The organism is Bradyrhizobium tunisiense (genome assembly GCF_042263385.1).
GTDB classification, from domain to species: domain Bacteria; phylum Pseudomonadota; class Alphaproteobacteria; order Rhizobiales; family Xanthobacteraceae; genus Bradyrhizobium; species Bradyrhizobium tunisiense.
The window spans coordinates 704,894-725,534 of record NZ_JBHLEV010000002.1; the positions used below are offsets into that span (position 1 = coordinate 704,894).

Consider the following 20,641-nt stretch of genomic DNA (forward strand, 5'->3'; position numbering starts at 1 on the left):
ACCCCTGTAGAATGTCCAACAAGCCCGATTCGCTGTTGAAGCCGCGCGAGATGTTTCGAACCATTACCCTGACAGGTCTTGCGGCGCTTTTGGCCGCCACCGCACTGACGGTTGCGACGCCGGCTCAGGCGCAGATCGGCACGATCTTTTCCGATCCGCCGCCGCTGCGGCCGCCCGGCAACATTCCACGCGGCCAGCAGCAGCCGCAGCAGATCCCCGACGACGACGAAGAGGTGCCGGAGCTGCCGCCGCAGGGCCGTGTGCTGCCGTCGCGCCCGATGCCGCCGCCTCCGGGCCGACAGGGGAACGTGATGCCCGGCCCGGTCGAGACCCAGCCGCTGGCGCCGCCCCCGGGCTCCACCGTCGCGCCGCCGAACCAGCCGCCCTCCGCGGCGATTGCGCCGCCCGGTCCGCAAGCCCCGGGTGCGCCCGGTCAGCGCCAGCCGCAGCAGAAGGGCGCTCCGGGCGCCGTGCCGCAGACGCCGGCCAGCCTGCAGCCGGGCGACGAGGTCGTCACCGAGCCGCCGGCCCAGAAGATCGTGAACAAGAAGGCGACCTTCTCCGGTCTCGACAAGATCACCGGACGCATCATCAATTTCGACGAGGAGATCGGCGAGACGGTCCAGTTCGGCGCACTGCGCGTCAAGACCGACGCCTGCTACACGCGGCCGGCGACGGAGGCCACCAACACCGACGCCTTCGTCGAGGTCGACGAGATCACCTTGCAGGGCGAGGTGAAGCGCATCTTTTCGGGCTGGATGTACGCCGCAAGTCCCGGCCTGCACGGTGTCGAGCACCCGATCTACGACATCTGGCTCACCGACTGCAAAGAGCCGCAGCAGACCATCGCGACTGCGGCACCGGATCCCGCGACCAAGCCCGCGCCACCGCCGCCCGCGCAGAAGAAGGCCGCGCCCAAGCAGGTCCAGCAGCGTCCGCCGCAGCCCTTGCCGCCCATTCAGCAGCAGCAACCGGCACCGCCGCCTCCGCCGCCCGAGCAGCGGCCAGGCCTGTTCGGTATTCCCGGGTTTGGCCGGTAGGCCAAATCCCCTGGGTTCGGCCGCTGACCCAGCTGTCCATCATTCTTGTCGCGAGGCGATGATCTCGAGCGCGCGTGCGCCCGGGACGGCGTCACCGGCCGAGAGCCTGAGGAAATCGCCGGGCTCGCCGGCGAGCGCCTTGTCGAGCAGTGCGGTATAGCGCCGCCGCGAGATCTCGGCTGCGCCGAAGCTCTTCAAATGCTCCGTGACATATTGGGTGTCGAGCAGCTCGAAACCGCCATGGATGAGCCGCGCCACCAGATGCACCAGCGCGACCTTCGAGGCATCGCGTGCGGTGTGGAACATGCTCTCCCCGAAGAAGGCGCGCCCCAGGCTGACGCCGTACAGGCCGCCGACGAGATCCTCGCCCTGCCAGGCTTCGACGCTGTGGCAATGGCCGAGTTCGTACAGGCCGCCATAGAGGTCACGGATGCGCTTGTTGATCCAGGTGTCCTCGCGTCCGGCCTGGGGGGCGGCACAGCCGGCGATGGTTGCCTTGAACGCGGTGTTGACGGTCACGCGAAATACATCCGACCGCACGGTGCGCGCGAGCCGCGAGGCGACGCGAAATCCATCGAGGGGAATGACGCCGCGCAACTCCGGCTCGACCCAGAACAGAGTCGGATCGTCGGCGCTTTCCGCCATCGGGAAGATGCCGCAGGCATAGGCGCGCAGCAGCACGGCCGGTGTGATTTCAGACGGGGCGGAGTCGCGCGAAGTCATGGTTCGCAATCATAGCAGGATCGCGATGCGGTTGCGATGGGGTGCGCAGGAGGGCGCGAGGTCAACCCGCGGCGGCGGTGTTGGCCTTGCCGTGGTTTGCCGGCACGCGACTGAACTTCAGAATGACCCGGGTTCCGGAATGCGCGGGATCGCGCTCGACCGAGGCGTCGAGCTTGGATGCCATGGCCGCGACGATGCGCTGGCCCATGCCGGTGGAGCGCGGATCGGCCTTGACGTTGTCGCCGACGCCGTTGTCGGTGATCGACAGCAGGAGATCGTCGCCCTTCGAGTTCAGCTCGACATGGATGGGGCCGGCGCCGTCAGGATAGGCGTATTTCACCGCGTTCATCACCAGCTCGTTGACGATGATGCCGACGGCGACCGCGCGGTCAGGATCGATCTCGATCGGCTCGGCTTTCAGTGTGAGGCGCGACATCCGGTTGCCTTCGGCAGAGCGGCGGAGATCCTCGAGCAGCGAATCGAGATACTGGTTCAGGACCACGCTCTTCAGATCCTGCGAGGTGTAGAGGCGCCGATGCACCTGCGCGACCGCGGCGACGCGGCCCATCGCATTGGTCAGTGCCGCCTTGACCTCGTCGTGCGCAGCGGAGCTTGCCTGAAGGTGCAGCAGCGAAGCGATGATCTGCAGCGAGTTGCCGACGCGGTGATTGACCTCGCGCAGAAGCAGCTCGCGTTCGGCGGCAAGCGCCGCATAGCGGTCACGCGAGGCATGAATCTCGGCTTCGGCTTCCTCGCGCGCCTTCTGCAGTTCGGCCTGGCGCAGCGCGCCCTCGGCTGCGACGTGGAGCAGGGGAATGAAATCGCCCGTGACGTCCTTGACGAGATAGTCGGCCGCGCCGGCCTTCAGCGCGGTGACCGCGATGTTGGAGTCCTGCGAGGCCGTGACGAACACCACCGGCGGCGCCCCCGGGATCGCCATGATCTGCTCCAGCGTCTCCAACCCATCGAGGCCGGGCATGTACTGGTCGAGCGCAACCACGTCGATGCCGCCGTCGATAGTGCCCTGGGCACTCGCGCGGCGGATGTGCTCCAGACCTTCCTCGCCGCTCGCGGCATGGACGACCCTGTAGCCGCGCCGCGTCAGGCCGCGATCGACCAGGCGCGCCAGCGCACCGTCGTCATCGATGTAGAGCAGGGTGGGTGTGCGCTGGTTCATGGGGCGGCGGGCGGGACCTGGATGACCGAGAAGAACAGGCCGAGCTGCCGGATGGCATTGGCGAAATTCTCGTAGTTGACGGGCTTGGTGATGTAGACGTTGCAGCCTAGCTCGTAGCAGCGCTTGATTTCCTGGGAATCGTCGGTGGTGGTCAGCACCACGACGGGCGAAGCCTTCAGATATGTGTTTTCCTTGATCTGCCTCAGGATGTCGATCCCGGTCATGTCGGGCAAATTGAGGTCGAGCAGGATCAAGAGCGCATTGCCCTTCTGCACGAGCCCGCTGCCGTCGGCGCCGAACAGGTGCTGCATCGCGTCCGTGCCGTTCTTGAAGGAGACGATCTCGTTGTTGACGCCGGATCGGCGGATATTGCGCTCAATCAGCCGGGCGTGGCCCTCGTCGTCCTCGATCATGATGATGGTGACAGGCTGGGTCATCGATCTCTGTTCCGGTTGCTAACGTTCCAGGCGATCGGCAGCGTGATCGTGAAGGTGCTGCCCGCGTTCAGTTCCGATGATACCGACATGGTGCCGCCGAGGCGACGCACAAGTGCACGCACATGCGCAAGACCGATGCCCTGGCCGGGCTTGTCCTGGGTTCCCGCGCGGCGGAACAGGTCGAAGATCCGCTGGTGATCCTTCGGATCGATTCCGCGGCCATTGTCGCTGATCTCGAAGATCGCATAGCCGAGCTTGGTCCGCCCGCGGATTCTGATCTCTCCGGGCACTCCGCGCTTCAGATATTTGATCGCATTGTCGATCAGGTTGGAGAAGATCTGCTCGAGCGCGAGCCGGTCGCTCACGATATCGGGCAGGGCCTCGAGGTGGATCTCGGCCTGCGCCTCGGCGGCCTGGTGCGCCAGCGTCGACACGATCGCCTCGATCAGCTCGCTGGTGTCGATCTTCACGGGCTGGAATTCGCGCCGGCCTTCGCGGGTGAGGTTGAGGATCGCCGAGATCAGCCGGTCCATCTTGGCGATCGACGACTTGATGAAGCCGAGCGCTTCGGAAAAATCCTCCGAGAGCTGCTTGTCGGCGCCCTCGAGCGCGATCTCGCCGGGCCCTGCGGGCGCGAGCGGCGGTCCGTCCGCAGGGACTTGGGCGAGGCTGCCGATGCGGCGAAAGATGTCGTTGCCGAGCTCATCGAGCTCGCTGGTGAAACCCATGATGTTGACGAGCGGCGATCGCAGATCGTGGCTGACGATATAGGCAAAGCGCTGGATCTCGTCGTTGGCCTCGCGCAGGTCCGCCGTGCGTTCCTCCACGACCGATTCGAGGTTGGCGAAGGCCTCGCGCAGGCGATTCTCGGCCTCGTCGCGGGCGACTGCCGAGCGTCGCACCAGCCAGATCGAGATCAGCGCCAGAACCACGACCAGGCCTGAGCCGATGCCCGTCATCGAGGCGGCGGTGGTCTGACTGTGGTCGGAGTTGGCGGTGCGCAGGTGGAACAGGCGCTCCTCCTCCCGAAGCATTCCCGTCGCGACTTCGCTGATCGTGGCCGTGGTATCGGCAGAGGCGAGTTCGCGCACCAATGCAGCGGCTTTTTCCGGCTGATCCAGGCGGATAAAATCCATCTCCTGCGCAAATTGACCGAGTCGGGTCTCGATCGCCGAGCTCAGCTTTTCAATGCTTTTGCGCTGCTCCGGATTGTCGCCGATCAGGCGTGTGAGCCTATCGAGCGCGGGGACGATCGCCGCCACGGCTTTGTCATGGTCTACCTTGAAATCCGACCGTCGCGTCAGCAAGTAGCCGCGGGCGGTGCTCTCGGCACGCCGGATTTCCAGCAGAAGAGCGTTAATCTGGTTCTCGGCCTCGATCGTATGAACCACCCATTTGCTATCCTCCCGTGCCTTGTTGACGAGATAGACGGAGCCGGCGCTGATCACGGTCAGCACCACAAGGCCCGCCGAGAACAGCAGGATCTGCCAGAACGCGCGCCGTCGCTGGGCGTCAGCCATCACGGCGGTTCACCGGTCTATATTCAGTGGAATTCAATACGCCCCCTTGGAACTGGCCCCAACCGTCCAGAACGCGAAAGGGGCCAAAGGGTTCCACGAAGGAAGGCAGATTATTTCGGCGCGGGTTCCGCCTTCCCGGCCAAATATTGTTCCAGCCAGTGGATGTGGTAGTCGCCATTGATGATGTCGTCTTCGCGCACCAGCGCCCGGAACAGCGGCAGCGTGGTCTCGATGCCTTCGACCACCATCTCGTCGAGCGCCCGGCGCAGCCGCATCAGGCATTCGGCGCGGGTCTTGCCGTGGACGATCAGCTTGCCGACCAGGGAGTCGTAATAGGGGGGGATCGTGTAGCCTTGGTAGACGGCGGAATCGATCCGGACGCCCAGCCCGCCGGGCGGATGGTATTGAAGGATCCGGCCGGGCGAGGGGCGGAAGGTCTGGGGATTTTCGGCGTTGATACGGCATTCGATCGCATGGCCGATGACCTGGACCTCGTCCTGCTTTGCCGGCAGGTCGCCGCCGGCGGCGATGCGGATCTGCTCCAGCACGAGGTCGATGTCGGTGATGCTCTCGGTAACGGGATGCTCGACCTGGATGCGCGTGTTCATCTCGATGAAATAGAACTCGCCGTCCTCGAACAGGAACTCGATGGTGCCGACGCCGAGATATTTCATCTCGCGCATCGCTTTGGCGCAGGTTTCGCCGATCTTGGCGCGCGCGGCGGCGGAGAGAACGGGCGAGGGGCCCTCTTCCCAAACCTTCTGGTGCCGGCGTTGCAGCGAACAATCGCGTTCGCCGAGATGGATCGCGCCGCCGCGGCCGTCACCGAGGATCTGGATCTCGATATGGCGCGGCTTCTGGAGGTACTTTTCCAGGTAGACGGAGGCATCGCCGAAGGCGGATTTGGCCTCGTTGGCCGCCGTCGACAGGGCCATCTGGAGGTCGGCCTCGCTGTGCGCGACCTTCATGCCACGACCTCCGCCTCCGGCCGCCGCTTTCACCAGGACCGGGAAGCCGATTTGCTTCGCGATGCCGATCGCGTCGTCATCGGGACCGACCGCGCCGTCGGAGCCGGGCACCACGGGGATGCCCAGGCGCTTGGCGGTCTTCTTGGCCTCGATCTTGTCGCCCATCAGGCGGATGTGCTCGGCCTTGGGACCGATGAAATGCAGGTTGTGCTCGGACAGGATTTCCGCGAAACGGGCGTTCTCTGACAGGAAGCCGTAGCCGGGATGCACGGCATCGGCACCGGTGATCTCGCAGGCCGCGAGCAATGCAGGCACGTTGAGATAGCTGTCCTTGGATGCCGGCGGCCCGATACAGACGCTCTCGTCCGACAGGCGCACATGCATGGCGTCGGCATCGGCGGTGGAGTGCACGGCGACGGTCGCGATGCCCAGCTCCTTGCAGGCCCTGAGGATGCGAAGGGCGATCTCGCCGCGATTTGCTATGAGGATCTTGTCGAACATGGTGCCTCGGGGGCGAATGGGGAATAGCGAATGGCGAATGGGGAGGAGTAACTATTCGCTACTCGCTATTCGTCACTCCCTCACTCAATGATGACCAGCGGCTCGCCGTATTCGACCGGCTGGCCGTCCTCGACCAGGATCTGCGTCACCGTGCCGGCGCGCGGCGAGGGGATCTGGTTCATGGTCTTCATGGCTTCGATGATCAGCAGGGTCTGTCCGACCGCGACCTTGCTGCCGACCTCGATGAACGGCTTGGCGCCCGGCTCCGGCGCCCAATAGGCGGTGCCGACCATCGGGGAGCTGACGGCGCCGGGATGCTTCGACAAATCGGGCCCGGCGGCGGGAGCCGCGGCGGAGGCTACCGGCAGCGCTGCGGCAGCAGCTGCCATCGGCATAGGCATGGTCGCGGCAACGCTGATGTTGCGGGCGACGCGCAGGCGAAGGCCCGCGCGTTCGATCTCGATCTCGGTGAGACTGGTCTCATCGAGCAGCAAAGCGAGCTCGCGGACGAGCGCGGAATCCTCGCTGGAAAACTTTGCTGCTGCTTTGTCGTCTGGCTGGCGCGCCATGTTCTTTGATCCGAATGTTCTGTTTGATGAGGGAGCTTCAGGCTTTGGGCTTGATGGCAAGCTTGGCGGCAAGGCCCTGGATGGCGAGGCGGTAGCCCTCGATGCCGAAACCGCAAAGCGAGGCGAAGGCCGCGCGCGCGGTGTAGGAATGGTGACGAAAGCTCTCGCGGGCGTGGATGTTGGTTACATGCACTTCGACCGTCGGGATCTGCACCGCAAGCAGCGCGTCGTGCAGCGCGATCGAGGTGTGCGAATAGCCGCCGGCATTGATGATGATGCCCTTCATCTTGCGCGCATGCGCCTCGTGGATGAAGTCGATCAGCTCGCCCTCGCGGTTGGACTGGCGGCAATCGGCCTTGAGACCGAAGGCTGCCGCCGTCTCTCGGCACAGCGCTTCGACGTCGGCCAGCGTCGCGTGGCCATACTTTTCCGGCTCGCGCGTCCCCAACATGTTGAGGTTCGGCCCGTTCAGGACAAGGATCGTGTCGGTTGCAGGTTCAGCCATTCCAATTCCGGAAAAGGTGCTCGGCGTGGCGGGGGTTATAGGTAACAATGCGCGTGAGGGGAAGCCTTGACGCCCTCCCGGAGGGGTTCAAGTACCTCATCCAGTGCGCAAAAACCTGTGTGGAAACCACGGAAATCGCTTGTTAACCAGTCCGGCGCATGGCTGCCGGCCAACCGCAAAGGGGGCGGGCATTGCTGCCCGCCCCCTGAGGTTAACCGCGACCGGCCTTAAACGTCGAGGACGGCGACGATCTCGTAGGTGTCCGGATCGATGATCACGATCTGCTCGCGGACCATAATGTACTTATAAGCCCGCCACTCCGGATAGATGGTCACGACCCGGGACGGCAGGGCGTGCAGCGAAATGCCTTCGCGCGGCACGCGGGTACCGATCGAGACCGAGAAGTTCACGTTGGTCACCGGGGCGACGCGTTGCTCGCGGATCACCGACGTGATCTGGGTCCGCTGCTCGGTCGAGAGCTTCGCACCAGCGCCGGCCTGGCCAACCGTGGTCGACGTAGGGCTCTGGCCCTGGGCGTTCTGGTTGGTGCTGGTCCCCGTCTGGCCCTGAGCGTTCTGGTTGGTGCTCGTGGTGCCCTTCTGGCTTTCGGCGTTGTTGGTCGGGGCGCCGCTCTTGCTGCCCTCAGCCTTCATGTCCTTCTGGTCCTTGCCGGACTTCGTGGTGTCCTTGCTGGTGTCCTGGCTCATGCTCTTGGACTTGTCCTGCTGGGACTTGTCCTGGGCGCGTTCGTCGGTGCGCTGGCCCTTGGTCGCGCCAGCCTTGTCCTCGGCCGCGTTCTTGTTCATCGCGCCGCCGGGGGACCGTTCGTCCTTCATGGCACCGGGCTTGTCGTCCGAAGCACGATTGGACTTCATCTCGCTGGAGCCACCGGCCTGGCCGACGGTGCCCTTGTCACGGCTCATGGAATCGCGACCCGTCGAGCCACCACGTTCGGCGGCACCACCCGAAGGCTGTGATTGCTGCATCTGCGCGCCGCCCGCGCCACCGCCGCCGTCGCGGCCCATGTTACCCTGTGCGTTTGCCAGCCCCGTGCCGGCGACGAGCGCGGCTGCGGCAACCGAAATCATAAAGCGGTTCAACATCGAAAATTCTCCTCACGTGGTCTTTGCGTCATTGCCCGCGCCGACAACGAAAGGAGATTTCAGTTGTTCCGGAACTTCGCCTGTTCCGCGGCATTTGTTTGTTGAATGCCAGATGAACGACTTTGCACGAAGACGCCAACGTTCGGCGGCAAGAACAAAGGCCGGCTCTTCAGCCGGCCTTTCGTGTTTTCAGTATCGTAGAACGTGGGATTAGCAGGTTGCCTTGCCGCAGCGGGCGATGCCGATCTTCTCCCTGAGGCTTTCCACGCCGACGGCGCCGATCACGATCTGCTTGCCGATGACGTAGCTCGGCGTGCCGTTCATGCCCATCGCTTCGGCCAGCTTGAAGTTCTCCTCGATGGTGGCGCGCACCTCGGGACTGCCGATGTCCTTTTCGATTTTCGCCGTGTCGAGGCCGGCTTCCTTGGCCGCCTGAATCGCGCGCGCCTTGTCGGCGGCGCCGCGGCCGGTGAGCAGCTTCTGGTGGAAGTCGAGATATTTCTTGCCTGAGGGGTCCTGCATGCGCACGGCGACGGCGACCTGGGCCGCTTCGACCGAGCCCTGGCTCAGCACCGGAAACTCCTTCAGCACGACCTTCAGCTTCGGATCGCTCTTCATGAGCGTAAGCATGTCGTCCATCGCGCGTTTGCAGTAGCCGCAATTGTAGTCGAAGAATTCGACGAAGGTGACATCGCCGTCCTTGTTGCCGAGCACGACCTGGCGCGGCGAGTTGAAGATCGCCTCGGCATTCTGCGCGACGCTGGCCTCGTGCTTCTGCGTTTCGGCCGCTGCCTGGCGCTTGCTCAGCTCGGCCATCGCTTCCTCGAGCACCTCGGGGTGGCTGACGAGGTAGTTCTTGATGATGGTCTCGATCTCGGTGCGCTGGCTAGCGGAGAAACTGTCGGCCGACGCGGGCGCCGATGCGCCGAACAGGGCGAGCGCAAACAACGCAGGAGCAAGCAGGCGCAGCGAAGGCATGGGCAAATCCTCTTATCCAATGCAGGTTTCGGTAAAACGTCCCGGCGGAGTTGAGCTCGATGTCGTGACGTCGTGGTGCCGGGCGTCGTTCGGTTGTTTCACTGCATGGCGGCTTGGCCGCCACGATGTTCAATTGCGCGGCGGCTTGGCCGCCACGATGTCGTCGGCCTTGACCCATCCGGGCGTGCCGACGGCGAAACGGGTTTTCGCGCGCGTGGCAAGCTCGCGGGCGGTCTTGTTGTCGCCGCGCAAATACGCGGCCTGCGCCGACGCGAGATCCGCCTCGGCATAGTCTCCCTTCCGGCCATAGGCCATCGCGAGCTGGGTATAGCCGAGCGCGGCCTCGGGCTCTCGTGCCACCGCGGCGCGGAGAATCCGAACGGCGTCGTCCGTGTAGGCCTTATTATCGGTTCCAACCAGAGCCTGCCCAAGTAACATCTCGATGAGCGGCGCGTTGTTCGAGAGCTGCGCCGCCTTGCGCAGGGGAGCGATGGCATCGGCCGGTTTGCCGCTCTCCAGCAAGGCCTGGCCGCGCACCTCGTAGAAGTACGGGTTGTTCGGCTGGACCTGGATCAGCGCGTCGATCTGGGCGAGCGCGCTGCGCAAATCCCCATGCAGATAGGTGCTGATGGCGCGGGCATAGCGCGCCGGCATGCTGTCGTTGGTCTGGGGATAGCGGCGGTACACCGTCTCCGGCCGCTCCATGAACGCGGAGATCTTCGCCCGCACCATGTCGTGGCGGAGCTGGAGCGCGGGGTCGTCCTTCTTGTTCCAGTAGGGACTGGAGCTTGCGAACTCCTGGAGCGAGGCGACGCGCTCGGCCGGCATCGGATGCGACTGGAGATAGGGATCGGCGCCGCGCGCGGCGAACAGGCTCTCGCTGGTGAAGCGCTTGAAGGTCTCGTACATGCCCTTGGGCGATTGCTGGGTCGCCGTCAGAAACTTTACGCCGGCGCGGTCGGCGTTCTCCTCCTGCTGGCGCTGGTAGGACAGCAGCGAACGGCGGATCATCTCCTGCGGCGCCGCGAGCGCGGCCGCCCCCACATTGGCAAGGCCGTTGCTGCCCGCGCTGCCGCGCTGGGTGCCGCCGGCGGCGATCGCTCCGGCGCCGAGCAGCATCGCGATGATCATCTGGGTCTGGGCCGTGGCGAGCTGCTCGCGCAGCTTCGAGAGATGGCCGCCCGCCAGATGCCCGGTCTCGTGCGCGAGCACGCCGATGATCTGGTTCGGCGTTTCCGACTGGAGTATCGCGCCCCAATTGACGAAGATGCGGCGGCCGTCCGCGACGAACGCGTTGAACGAGCCGTCGTTGATGATCACCATCTGGATGTTGTGCTTCTCCAGACCGGCAACGCGCAGGATCGGGCGGGTATATTCACGCAGCAGCTGCTCGGTTTCGGTGTCGCGCAGCACCGGCGGCCCCTTGGCCTGCGCGCGCGCGGCCGAGAACGGCGTCAGCGCGATCGCCGCGGCCGTGACCAGGGCGGTGAGGGTGGAGGCCTTCTTGCGCAATGCGATCTGGAGCAACATCAGGCGGTCTGGGTCAAACGGTCTTGATCAAAGCAGTTTCGTGATTGGTTTTGGCGATTGGCGGCGGACCGGATACGCGATATGCCCTTGTGAGCCGTTCCCCTTATGAGCCGTACAATGCGGCCAGTCTGGGGCGCAAGCGCCCCGTTTTTCGGACCGGTCGCGCCGGTCCGCCAGCGAAATAGCAGAAATCGATGCACGATGCGACCTTGAGGAACCGGTTGGGGCAGTGGCTCGAGCCCTCCCGCCGGAGCGATGTTCCCCCGTTCATGGTGATGGACGTCATGGCCGCGGCGGCCCGAATCGAGGCCGCTGGCGGCCATGTCATCCACATGGAGGTCGGCCAGCCCGCGGCCGGCGCCCCCAAAACCGCGATTGCGGCCGCCCATGCGGCGCTGGAGGCCGGACGGATCGATTATACCTCCGCGCTTGGCATCCCCAGCCTGCGCGAGCGCATCGCGCGCCATTATCGCGATGCCTATGGCTGTGACGTCAGCCCCGAGCGGATCGTGGTGACCACCGGCTCCTCCGGTGGGTTCATCCTGGCTTTCCTGTCGATGTTCGAGCCGGGCGACCGCGTTGCCGTGACGGTGCCGGGTTATCCGCCTTACCGTCATATCCTCACCGCGCTCGGTTGCGAGCCGGTGCTGATCGAGACCACGAACGAGACGCGCCACGCGCTCACCGGCGAGGCATTGCTCGCGGCGCATCGCAAGGCGCCATTGAAGGGCGTGCTGGTCGGCAGTCCCGCCAATCCGACCGGCACGATGATGTCCCGCGATGCGCTCGCCGGCCTGATTGCGGCCGCCGAAGACGCGGGCATCCGCTTCATCTCGGACGAGATCTATCACGGGCTCGATTATGCGTTTCCGGCCGTCACCGCCGCCGCGCTCTCCGAGCACGCGCTCGTGATCAATTCGTTCTCGAAGTATTTCTGCATGACCGGCTGGCGCGTCGGCTGGATGGTCGTACCGGAAATCCTGGTGCGGCCGATCGAGCGGCTGCAGCAGAACCTGTCGATCTCGGTGCCGTCACTGTCGCAGATCGCAGCGGAGGCCGCCTTCGACGGTGCGGCCGAGATGGAGGCGATCAAGCACGGCTATCAGGAAAACCGGCGGATCCTGATCGAGGGATTGCCGAAAGCCGGCCTCGCCAAGTTCCTGCCGGCCGACGGTGCATTCTATCTCTATACCGACGTCTCGGACTTCACCTCCGACAGTTTCGAGTTTGCCAAGCAGATGCTCGAGCAGGCGCGCGTTGCGGCAACGCCCGGCCTCGATTTCGATCCCGTTCACGGCCGCGCGTTCATTCGTCTTTCCTATGCGCGCTCGCCCGGGGAGATGCGCGAGGCAGTTGACCGGATCGCTCACTGGCTTAAATAGCCGCCAGTTGTCGACGACTTCCGGAGTTCATCTTGTCTGACCGATCTGTCTTGCCTGCTGCTGCTACGCATTCACCTCTCGCCGCATTGATGTGGCCGACCCGGCCCGGCGAAACCGTCGGCACAGTGCGCGCGATCGTGCTGGTTGCGCTCGGTACGGCGCTGATGGCGCTGTCGGCCAAGATCAACCTGCCGCTACCCTACGTGCCCATGACGTTGCAGACGCTGGTGGTGCTGATGATCGGCGCTGCCTATGGCTGGCGCCTTGGCAGCGCAACCATGATCGCCTATCTCGCCGAAGGCGCGCTCGGGCTCCCTGTGTTTGCCGGACCGGTGGGTGGAATTGCGCCGCTGGTTGGGCCGACCGCAGGCTATCTGTTCGGCTTCGTTGCGGCCGCTTTCGCGACCGGTTGGCTCGCCGAGCGCGGCTGGGATCGCAGCGTGGTGCTGCTGTTTGCGGCGATGGCCGTTGGCCATGTCGTCATTCTCGCCGCCGGGTTCGGCTGGTTGGCGTTCGGACTCGGTCTGGGCGCTGCGAAGGCCTGGCAGGTCGGCATCTTGCCGTTCATTGCGGCTTCGCTGGTCAAGAACGCGCTGGGCGCGGCGTTGATGCCGGCAGCGCGCCGGATCGTCGATCGCCGCAGGTAAGACGCGCTACAACCAGCAGTGTGAATTGACAGGGCCGGCCAAGTTGATCTTGGCTGGCCCGAGTGTTTGAGGGGAGTGAAACGATGACGACGACAACGATGGCGGATGCGCCGGTCGCGCCGCCCGCAGCAAAGCCTTGGTACAAGGTTCTCTACGTCCAGGTGCTGATCGCCATCGTGCTTGGTGCCATCGTCGGCTGGCTGTGGCCGTCGTTCGCGACCAACGATTGGATCAAGGCGATGGGCGATGGCTTCATCAAGCTGATCAAGATGGTGATCGCCCCGATCATCTTCTGCACCGTGGTCTCGGGCATCGCCCACATCCAGGACGCCAAGAAGGTCGGCCGCATCGGCGTCAAGGCGCTGGTCTATTTCGAGGTCGTCTCGACCTTCGCACTGGTGATCGGCCTCGTCATCGGCAATCTGGTGAAGCCGGGCGCAGGCTTCGGCGGTGGCGCGGCAAACGAGGCGGCCGTCGCCAATTACGCCAAGCAGGCCGCCGGTCAGAAGTCCGTTGACTTCGTGCTGCACATCATTCCGGACACGGTGGTCGGTGCCTTCGCGCAAGGCGAGATCTTGCAAGTGCTGCTGTTCTCGGTGCTGTTCGGCTTTGCCTTGATGAGCCTCGGCGACCGCGGTCACACCATTCGCAGCTTCATCGACGATGCTGCCCACGCCGTGTTCGGTGTCATCTCCATCGTGATGCGCGCCGCGCCGATCGGCGCGTTCGGTGCGATGGCCTACACGATCGGCAAGTTCGGCACCGGCGCGATCCTCAACCTGATCGGCCTGATCGCCACGTTCTACGTCACCGCGGCGCTGTTCGTGTTCGTCGTGCTCGGCCTCATCGCGCGCATGGCCGGGTTCTCGATCTTCAAGTTCCTCGCCTACATCAAGGACGAGCTGCTGATCGTGCTCGGCACCTCGTCCTCGGAAAGCGCACTGCCATCGCTGATGGAGAAGCTGGAGCGGCTCGGCTGCTCCAAGTCGGTGGTCGGCCTCGTGGTGCCGACGGGTTACTCGTTCAACCTCGATGGCACCAACATCTACATGACGCTGGCGACGCTCTTCATCGCGCAGGCGCTCGGTTTCGATCTCTCCTTCAGCCAGCAGGCCACGATCCTGGTCGTGGCCATGCTGACATCGAAGGGCGCCTCCGGCATCACCGGTGCGGGCTTCATCACGCTGGCGGCAACGCTCGCCGTGGTCGATCCGCGCCTCGTGCCGGGCATGGCCATCGTGCTTGGCATCGACAAGTTCATGAGCGAGTGCCGTGCGCTGACCAATCTGTGCGGCAACGGCGTCGCCTGCGTGGTCGTCGCCTGGTGGGAAGGCGAGCTCGACCGCGACAAGCTCAACGCCAACCTCGCCAAGGAGATCGATCCGACCGACATGGAGACGGCGATCACGACGGACTGACCTGCATACTGCATCGTCAGGCTTCGAGAGTGGAGGGCTGATCGAGATTCGATCAGCCCTTTCTTTTCGGGACTAGAACCGCTCCGGCCGATAAGGCGCCGGATCGATCGCCGGGGTCTCGCCGCTCATGATCTCGGCGAGCAGGCGCCCCGTCGCCGGTCCCAGGGTAAAGCCCTGGTGGCCGTGGCCGAAATTCATCCAGAGGCCCGGATGGCGCGGTGCTTGCCCGAGCACCGGGAGCATGTCGGGCGTGCAGGGGCGGGTGCCGAACCACGGATCGGGCTCGACGCGCTTGCCGAGGTCGATCAGCTCGCGTGCGGAGCCTTCCGCGCTGGCGAGCTGCACGGGCGTTGCGAGCGCGTCGGGACTCGTTAGCTCGGCTCCTGTGGTGATGCGGATGCCTTTGGCCATGGGTCCCATCGCATAGCCGCCGCCCTTGTCGACGAGAGGCAAATCGAGCGAGGCGCCGCCGCTGTAATGCATGTGGTAGCCGCGCTTGCGCACCAGCGGAATGCGATAGCCGAACTTGTGCAGCAGATCGGGCGACCACGGCCCGAGCGTCACGACGGCATGGGCGGCATCGAGGCGCCCCTGGTCGGTATCGACGGACCAGCCCGTCCCGGTCTGCCGCAGGCTCTGGGCGTCACCGAGAACGATGCTGCCGCCGAGGCGCTCGAACAGCTCGGCATACGCCGTGACGAGCGCTCCTGGATCGGACACGGTCCAGGTGTCGAGCCAATGGATCGCGCCGGGGAGATCGTCGCGCAGGATCGGCTCGGCCTTGGCAAGCTCGCTGCCGGAGAGCACGCGAAAACTCACGCCGAATTCGCGTTGATCTTCCTCCGCCGTCTTGACCGCGAGATCGAATGAAGCGGCATCGCGGTGGAGCATGCGATAGCCGGCGCGGCGGATCAGATTGTCGGCATGGGCTTGCCGGATGAGGATGTCGTGCTCTGCGGTCGCGTAGGCGATCAGCCGTGCCCAGGCCTCGATCGCCTCGCGATGCCGCTTCGGCGCCGAGTGCCACCAATAGCGGAGCAGGGGCTCGACATGGCGGTGAAGCGACGACAGGCTGTAGCGAACGTCGTTGGTACGGCCGGTCGCGATCTTGAGGAGCGTCGCAAGATCGCGCGGCATCGGATAGGGGCGGACCGCTTCGGCCTGGATCATTCCGGCATTGCCATAACTGGTCTCGCGGCCGGGCTCCCTGCGATCGACGAGCGTGACGGTCCAGCCGCGCTGCTGCAGGTGCAGCGCCGCACTCACGCCGATCATGCCGCCGCCGAGAACGATTGCGCTTTGCATCGGATGAATTCTCCTGTCGGTTATTCCCAAGTGAGGAAGCCGGGAGCAGACGATAGAGCCGGTGCTGCGGCGAGCCGTGCCAGGTCAGGCACCGGCCGGCACATCTGCGCATCGCCTGCGAAGGCTGCCTCAATGCTCGCGGCAACAGACAGCACGATGGCGTCGCCGCCGCGCGGACCGACGATCTGGAGGCCGAACGGCAGGCCGGCTTCATCGACGCCGAGCGGAATGCTGATGGCGGGATGGCCGGGAAGCGTGACGGCGTAGGCCAGCGCGAGCCAGTGGAAGTAGGATTTGGTCGGCGCGCCGTCGATCTCCGCCGGATAAGGCTCGGACCACGGCCGCGGGCTCAGCGTGATGGTCGGGCTGATCAGCACGTCGCAGGTTTCGAAGAAGCTCTGATAGGCGCGATAGATCCGCGTCTGCGTCGTCGTGGCCCGCGCATGATCTTCGAGCGCGTAGCCGAGCCCTTCCTCGACATTGGCGCGGACATTGGGGCCGAGCATCTCGGGACGTTCCTTGTAGTTCTTGCCGTGCATCGCCAGGAACATGCCCGCGCGCAGCACCGCAAAAGCGTCGTCGGCGCCGGAGCAATCCGGCGTCGCCTCGCGGCATTCGGCGAAGAGAGACGCAAGTTTCTTCACGCGCGTGCGAAACACGCGGCGGATCGCCTGCTCGGTCGGAGCGAAGCCGAAATCCTCGGTGAAGGCGAGGCGCAGCCTGCCGAGCTCTGCGGGGCGCGGGGCGGCCCAGCGCTCGGCGCGCGCGCGCAGGGGCTCGCCGGGCAGCGTATAGGCGAGCGGATCACGGGCATCATCGCTCGCCATCACCGACAGCATCAGCGCGGTGTCGGCGACGTTGCGTGCCATCGGCCCGTCGGTCGACAAATTGGACCAGCCGAACGCACGTTTTTCGCTGGCGACGAGTCCGTAGGATGGACGCATGCCGACAATGCCGGCGAAGCCGGCCGGATTGCGCAAGGAGCCGCCGGTGTCGGAGCCCGAGGCGAGCGGGGCCATGCCGCATGCGAGCGCCACTGCCGAGCCGCCGGAGGAGCCGGCCGCCGAGCGCATGGGATCGAAGGGGTTGCCGGTCGCGCCGAACACGGGATTGCGGGTGTTGCCGCCGGCCGCCCATTCCGGGGTGTTGGTCTTGCCGAAGATGACGGCGCCGGCGGCGCGCAGCCGCGCGACCGAGCCCTGGTCGGCGGCTGGGACGTTGTCCTTCAGCAGCGGGCTGCCATAGGTGGACCGCATCCCGGCGGTGTCCTGGGTGTCCTTGATGAGAACGGGAAGGCCGTGCAGGGCGCCACGATCTTCGCCGCGCAGGATAGCGGCTTCGGCCGCCTTGGCAGCGGCACGCGCGCCCGGCTCGTCCAGCGTCACGACCGCGTTGACGGCGGGATTGACGGTGGCGATCCGCGACAGGCAGGACTCCAGCAGCTCGACGGGCGAGATCGCCCGCGCAGCCAAGAGGCGGCGCAGCTCGACGGCGCCGGAATCGCAAAGTTCGGACAATGCCGGTCCCTTTCTGATTGCGAAAACGGCTTAGCACATCGGAACAACGGCGAAACAAAAACGCCCGGCGGTGCCGGGCGTTTTGCAGGGGCTGTTCGGCTTTATTCGCCGCCGCCGAAGCGGCGGGACCACCAGCCGGCGCGGCGCGGCGCGGCCGGCGTTTCGCTTGCAGCTTCCGGCGCCGGTTCAACGGTCGGCGTCGGCGGGGCGACCGGCTCGGCGGCTTGCGCAACCGGCGTCGCCGGCTCGCTGGGGCTGCTCGACAGGAAGCTCACCTTTTCGCGGACCGTGGAGCGGCGCCGTGCGGCCTTGTCGTCGGCGGGCTCTTCCTCCGCGGCAACGGGTTCTGGCCGGGCCGGCGCCTCGGTCTGCACCTCGTCGCGCGGCTCGGGCTGTGAGGCTGGTGGCTCAGCGCTGTGCTCGGCTTGTGCAATCGAGGGCGCAGCCTCGCTGCTGAAGCCGTCGAAATCGGCAACCGCCTCGGTAGCTTCCGATGGCTGATTGGTGCCGAGTTCGTCGCCGATGGAGCCGGCAAGTCCTTCCTCGCCGGCACCGCGACGGCGGCGACCGCCACGGCGACCACGCCGGCGGCGGCGATCGCCGCTGCCCTGCTGCTCACCACGGGCCGCTTGTTCCTCGCCTTCCTCGCCGTCCTGCTCGGCCTCGGCATCATCCTCGCCTTCGCCGGCGGCCACGGCCGCCTCGGGAAGGGTGGGGGCGCCATCCTCGCGCAACTCGCCGTCGCGCGGGCCACCGCGGCCGCGGCGACGACGGCGGCGCTTGCGGCGCTGGCCGTCCTGATCGGAGGCGGCGTCGCCTGCGGCCTGCTCCTCGGCGAGGCCTTCGGTTTCCTCGGTCTCGACCTCGGATTCGGTTTCCGGATCGAACTCCTCGTCGTCGTAAGCTTCTTCGGCCAGGGGCGGCGGGCTCGCGGCGGCCTGCGCCACGAGCAGCGCCTTGGCGGCCTCCAGCGTATGCACCTGTTCGCCGCGGTCGATGAGGTAGGCCTGCGGCCCGCTCACGCTGGTATCCGCGATAACCGAGAGGGTGACCTTGAAGCCGTTCTCGAGATCACGCAGATGGCCGCGCTTGTGGTTGAGCACATAGAGCGCGACGTCGGTGCGGGTGCGGACCACGAGATTGTGGGTCGCGCCCTTCATCAGGATCTCTTCGAGGCCGCGCAGCAGCTGGAGCGCCACGGAAGACACCGAGCGGACATGGCCGGTGCCGCCGCAATGCGGGCACGGATCGGTCGAGCTTTCGAGCACGCTGGCGCGGATGCGCTGGCGCGACATCTCGAGCAGGCCGAAATGGGAGATACGGCCGACCTGGATGCGCGCGCGATCCTGCCTGAGGCAATCGGACAGCTTGCGCTCGACCGCGCGGTTGTTGCGCTTCTCGTCCATGTCGATGAAGTCGATGACGATCAGGCCGGCGAGGTCGCGCAAGCGAAGCTGGCGGGCGACCTCTTCGGCCGCCTCCAGATTGGTCTTGAGCGCGGTGTCCTCGATATGATGCTCACGCGTCGATCGTCCGGAGTTGACGTCGATCGAGACCAGCGCCTCGGTCTGGTTGATCACGATGTAGCCGCCGGAACGCAGCTGCACGGTCGGCGAGAACATCGCGTCGAGCTGGCTCTCGACGCCCATGCGCGAGAACAGCGGCTGGCCGTCGCGATACTGCTTCACCGCGCTGACATTGGCGGGCATCAGCATCTTCATGAAGTCGCGCGCTTCACGGTAGCCGGATTCACCCGCCACCTGGATCTCGTCGATCTCCTTGTTGTAGAGGTCGCGCAGCGAGCGCTTGATCAGCGAGCCTTCCTCGTAGACGAGGGTCGGGGCCTGCGAGTTCAGCGTCAGGTCGCGCACCGTCTCCCACATCCGGATCAAATATTCGAAGTCGCGCTTGATCTCCGGCTTGGTGCGGGCGGCGCCGGCGGTGCGCAGGATGATGCCCATGCCCTCGGGCACGTCGAGATCCTGCACCACTTCCTTCAGGCGCGAGCGGTCCTGGGCGCTGGTGATCTTGCGGCTGATGCCGCCGCCGCGTGCGGTATTCGGCATCAACACGGCATAGCGGCCGGCGAGCGACAGGTAGGTCGTCAGCGCCGCGCCCTTGTTGCCGCGCTCTTCCTTGACGACCTGCACCAGCATCACCTGGCGGCGCTTGATGACTTCCTGGATCTTGTACTGGCGGCGCGGACGGAAGGTGCGCTCCGGCACTTCCTCCAGCACGTCGTCTCCGCCGACGGATTCGACGACTTCGTCTTCGGCTTCCTCGTCGTCTTCGTCGTCCTCGGCCTCGTCGTCTCCTGCAGCCGCTTCGGATTCGTGATGCGGAGCCCCGGCACTCTCGCCGGCGGCGTACACGGCATCGGCCGGCTCGGCTGCCGATGTCACGGCCTCGGCGAGATCCTCGGCATGTGCGTCGGAGGCAACCTCTTGCGGCTCGGCAACAACCCCGGTGGCGACCACGGGCTCGGCGCCGATGGCGGCGACAGGCGCAGGCGTCTCGTCGGCATGATCATGGTCGCGGTGATCGTCACCATGGGCGTGATGGTCGTCGTGCCCATGTCCTGACTGATCATGTCCTTGCTGATCATGTCCTTGCTGATCGTGTCCCTGGTGATCATGTCCTTCGTGGTCGTGATCGTGATGATCGTGGCCTTCATGCTCGCCGTGATGCTCCGCGTCGGCGTGCAGGTGCTCGCCTTCGTGCGAAGCGCCTTCGGGCAGGGCCTCGCCCTGGACCGGCTGGGCCGCGGGATCGGCGCCTTCCACGATGTCGCTGCGGACGCGTTCGCCATGGCTACGGCGGCGTGAGTTGCGGTGGCGCGAACGCCGGCGCCCGTGGGAGCGATTCTCACTCTCCTCCTCGGCCTCGCGGTGGGCCTGCTCCTCGGCCTCGATCAGCACCTGCCGGTCGGCGACGGGGATCTGGTAGTAGTCGGGGTGGATTTCGCTGAAGGCGAGAAAGCCGTGGCGGTTGCCGCCGTACTCGACGAACGCGGCCTGGAGCGAGGGTTCGACCCTCGTGACCTTGGCGAGGTAGATATTCCCGCGCAGTTGCTTGCGTTGCGCGGTCTCGAAATCAAACTCTTCGACGCGATTGCCGCGGACCACGACGACCCGGGTCTCTTCCGGGTGGGTGGCATCGATCAACATCTTGTTGGGCATGTCTTAACTCTTGGCGGCGGCGGGCGCGATTCACCGTGGGCGCGTATCGCGCCGCCGGGTGACGCGACGGTCCACCTGATTCGGGGGTGAGGGGAAGGCCGAAACGCCGTCTCTCGCGCCTTGCCGGACCGGAAGCTTCAGG

At 65.7% G+C, this 20,641-nt stretch carries 17 protein-coding genes; 4 read left to right on the top strand and 13 right to left on the bottom strand.

All coding sequences use genetic code 11. The features are described from left to right. Positions 1-11: 11 nt before the first annotated feature. Positions 12-1,040, top strand: coding sequence for a DUF2155 domain-containing protein (locus tag ACFDR6_RS10745; RefSeq protein WP_375858237.1), 1,029 nt, complete (start codon positions 12-14; stop codon positions 1,038-1,040). Between the two features lie 39 nt (positions 1,041-1,079). Here ACFDR6_RS10745 and aat read toward each other — a convergent pair whose 3' ends face one another. The 10 genes from aat to ACFDR6_RS10795 form a co-directional block, all read right to left on the bottom strand. Beyond that, positions 1,080-1,763: a leucyl/phenylalanyl-tRNA--protein transferase gene (gene aat, locus ACFDR6_RS10750; protein WP_212085733.1), complete on the bottom strand. Its 684-nt coding sequence runs from the start codon at positions 1,761-1,763 to the stop codon at positions 1,080-1,082. A gap of 61 nt (positions 1,764-1,824) precedes the next feature. Continuing rightward, positions 1,825-2,940 carry a sensor histidine kinase gene (locus ACFDR6_RS10755; protein WP_375858238.1) on the bottom strand — a complete coding sequence of 372 codons (1,116 nt, stop codon included), beginning with the start codon at positions 2,938-2,940 and terminating at the stop codon, positions 1,825-1,827. Continuing rightward, entirely contained in the window at positions 2,937-3,377 is a 441-nt protein-coding gene (locus ACFDR6_RS10760; protein ID WP_212085729.1) for a response regulator, read from the bottom strand. The genes ACFDR6_RS10755 and ACFDR6_RS10760 overlap by 4 nt, the downstream gene beginning before the upstream one ends. Further along, the gene (locus ACFDR6_RS10765; RefSeq protein WP_375858239.1) at positions 3,374-4,900 is read right to left on the bottom strand and encodes a sensor histidine kinase; all 1,527 of its coding nucleotides are present in this window, start codon (positions 4,898-4,900) and stop codon (positions 3,374-3,376) included. The genes ACFDR6_RS10760 and ACFDR6_RS10765 overlap by 4 nt, the downstream gene beginning before the upstream one ends. A 107-nt stretch (positions 4,901-5,007) precedes the next feature. Then, positions 5,008-6,366 carry an acetyl-CoA carboxylase biotin carboxylase subunit gene (gene accC, locus ACFDR6_RS10770; RefSeq protein WP_212085725.1) on the bottom strand — a complete coding sequence of 453 codons (1,359 nt, stop codon included), beginning with the start codon at positions 6,364-6,366 and terminating at the stop codon, positions 5,008-5,010. A gap of 80 nt (positions 6,367-6,446) precedes the next feature. Beyond that, the gene (accB, locus tag ACFDR6_RS10775) at positions 6,447-6,935 is read right to left on the bottom strand and encodes an acetyl-CoA carboxylase biotin carboxyl carrier protein (RefSeq protein ID WP_317239675.1); all 489 of its coding nucleotides are present in this window, start codon (positions 6,933-6,935) and stop codon (positions 6,447-6,449) included. Between the two features lie 37 nt (positions 6,936-6,972). Continuing rightward, positions 6,973-7,440 (bottom strand): type II 3-dehydroquinate dehydratase, encoded by a 468-nt coding sequence (aroQ, locus tag ACFDR6_RS10780; protein ID WP_247316808.1) that lies wholly within the window; start codon positions 7,438-7,440, stop codon positions 6,973-6,975. Between the two features lie 227 nt (positions 7,441-7,667). Continuing rightward, the gene (locus ACFDR6_RS10785) at positions 7,668-8,543 is read right to left on the bottom strand and encodes a DUF1236 domain-containing protein (RefSeq protein ID WP_375858240.1); all 876 of its coding nucleotides are present in this window, start codon (positions 8,541-8,543) and stop codon (positions 7,668-7,670) included. A gap of 210 nt (positions 8,544-8,753) precedes the next feature. Continuing rightward, positions 8,754-9,521: a DsbA family protein gene (locus ACFDR6_RS10790; protein WP_212085716.1), complete on the bottom strand. Its 768-nt coding sequence runs from the start codon at positions 9,519-9,521 to the stop codon at positions 8,754-8,756. Positions 9,522-9,650: 129 nt separating this feature from the next. After that, positions 9,651-11,051 carry a M48 family metalloprotease gene (locus ACFDR6_RS10795; protein WP_212085714.1) on the bottom strand — a complete coding sequence of 467 codons (1,401 nt, stop codon included), beginning with the start codon at positions 11,049-11,051 and terminating at the stop codon, positions 9,651-9,653. 194 nt (positions 11,052-11,245) lie between these two features. Between ACFDR6_RS10795 and ACFDR6_RS10800 the strand changes: the two genes are divergently transcribed. From ACFDR6_RS10800 to ACFDR6_RS10810, 3 genes are all read left to right on the top strand, one after another. Beyond that, the gene (locus tag ACFDR6_RS10800; protein WP_317239671.1) at positions 11,246-12,433 is read left to right on the top strand and encodes a pyridoxal phosphate-dependent aminotransferase; all 1,188 of its coding nucleotides are present in this window, start codon (positions 11,246-11,248) and stop codon (positions 12,431-12,433) included. An 89-nt stretch (positions 12,434-12,522) separates the two neighbouring features. Further along, positions 12,523-13,080 carry a biotin transporter BioY gene (locus tag ACFDR6_RS10805; protein WP_317243941.1) on the top strand — a complete coding sequence of 186 codons (558 nt, stop codon included), beginning with the start codon at positions 12,523-12,525 and terminating at the stop codon, positions 13,078-13,080. Positions 13,081-13,163: 83 nt separating this feature from the next. After that, positions 13,164-14,498 carry a dicarboxylate/amino acid:cation symporter gene (locus tag ACFDR6_RS10810; RefSeq protein ID WP_212085704.1) on the top strand — a complete coding sequence of 445 codons (1,335 nt, stop codon included), beginning with the start codon at positions 13,164-13,166 and terminating at the stop codon, positions 14,496-14,498. A gap of 72 nt (positions 14,499-14,570) precedes the next feature. Here the strand turns inward: ACFDR6_RS10810 and ACFDR6_RS10815 are convergent, their stop codons facing one another. The 3 genes from ACFDR6_RS10815 to ACFDR6_RS10825 form a co-directional block, all read right to left on the bottom strand. Then, positions 14,571-15,803: an NAD(P)/FAD-dependent oxidoreductase gene (locus tag ACFDR6_RS10815; protein WP_375858241.1), complete on the bottom strand. Its 1,233-nt coding sequence runs from the start codon at positions 15,801-15,803 to the stop codon at positions 14,571-14,573. A 20-nt stretch (positions 15,804-15,823) separates the two neighbouring features. Then, positions 15,824-17,320: an amidase gene (locus tag ACFDR6_RS10820; protein WP_212085700.1), complete on the bottom strand. Its 1,497-nt coding sequence runs from the start codon at positions 17,318-17,320 to the stop codon at positions 15,824-15,826. Positions 17,321-17,421: 101 nt separating this feature from the next. Then, entirely contained in the window at positions 17,422-20,499 is a 3,078-nt protein-coding gene (locus tag ACFDR6_RS10825; RefSeq protein WP_375858242.1) for an Rne/Rng family ribonuclease, read from the bottom strand. Between the last annotated feature and the right edge of the window lie 142 nt (positions 20,500-20,641).

Bases quoted from the DNA above. Each gene is read 5' to 3' on its own strand.
- ACFDR6_RS10745 (WP_375858237.1), top strand. From the start codon at position 12: ATGTCCAACAAGCCCGATTCGCTGTTGAAGCCGCGCGAGATGTTTCGA.
- aat (WP_212085733.1), bottom strand. From the start codon at position 1,763: ATGACTTCGCGCGACTCCGCCCCGTCTGAAATCACACCGGCCGTGCTG.
- ACFDR6_RS10755 (WP_375858238.1), bottom strand. From the start codon at position 2,940: ATGAACCAGCGCACACCCACCCTGCTCTACATCGATGACGACGGTGCG.
- ACFDR6_RS10760 (WP_212085729.1), bottom strand. From the start codon at position 3,377: ATGACCCAGCCTGTCACCATCATCATGATCGAGGACGACGAGGGCCAC.
- accC (WP_212085725.1), bottom strand. From the start codon at position 6,366: ATGTTCGACAAGATCCTCATAGCAAATCGCGGCGAGATCGCCCTTCGC.
- accB (WP_317239675.1), bottom strand. From the start codon at position 6,935: ATGGCGCGCCAGCCAGACGACAAAGCAGCAGCAAAGTTTTCCAGCGAG.
- aroQ (WP_247316808.1), bottom strand. From the start codon at position 7,440: ATGGCTGAACCTGCAACCGACACGATCCTTGTCCTGAACGGGCCGAAC.
- ACFDR6_RS10785 (WP_375858240.1), bottom strand. From the start codon at position 8,543: ATGTTGAACCGCTTTATGATTTCGGTTGCCGCAGCCGCGCTCGTCGCC.
- ACFDR6_RS10790 (WP_212085716.1), bottom strand. From the start codon at position 9,521: ATGCCTTCGCTGCGCCTGCTTGCTCCTGCGTTGTTTGCGCTCGCCCTG.
- ACFDR6_RS10795 (WP_212085714.1), bottom strand. From the start codon at position 11,051: ATGTTGCTCCAGATCGCATTGCGCAAGAAGGCCTCCACCCTCACCGCC.
- ACFDR6_RS10800 (WP_317239671.1), top strand. From the start codon at position 11,246: ATGCACGATGCGACCTTGAGGAACCGGTTGGGGCAGTGGCTCGAGCCC.
- ACFDR6_RS10805 (WP_317243941.1), top strand. From the start codon at position 12,523: ATGTGGCCGACCCGGCCCGGCGAAACCGTCGGCACAGTGCGCGCGATC.
- ACFDR6_RS10810 (WP_212085704.1), top strand. From the start codon at position 13,164: ATGACGACGACAACGATGGCGGATGCGCCGGTCGCGCCGCCCGCAGCA.
- ACFDR6_RS10815 (WP_375858241.1), bottom strand. From the start codon at position 15,803: ATGCAAAGCGCAATCGTTCTCGGCGGCGGCATGATCGGCGTGAGTGCG.
- ACFDR6_RS10825 (WP_375858242.1), bottom strand. From the start codon at position 20,499: ATGCCCAACAAGATGTTGATCGATGCCACCCACCCGGAAGAGACCCGG.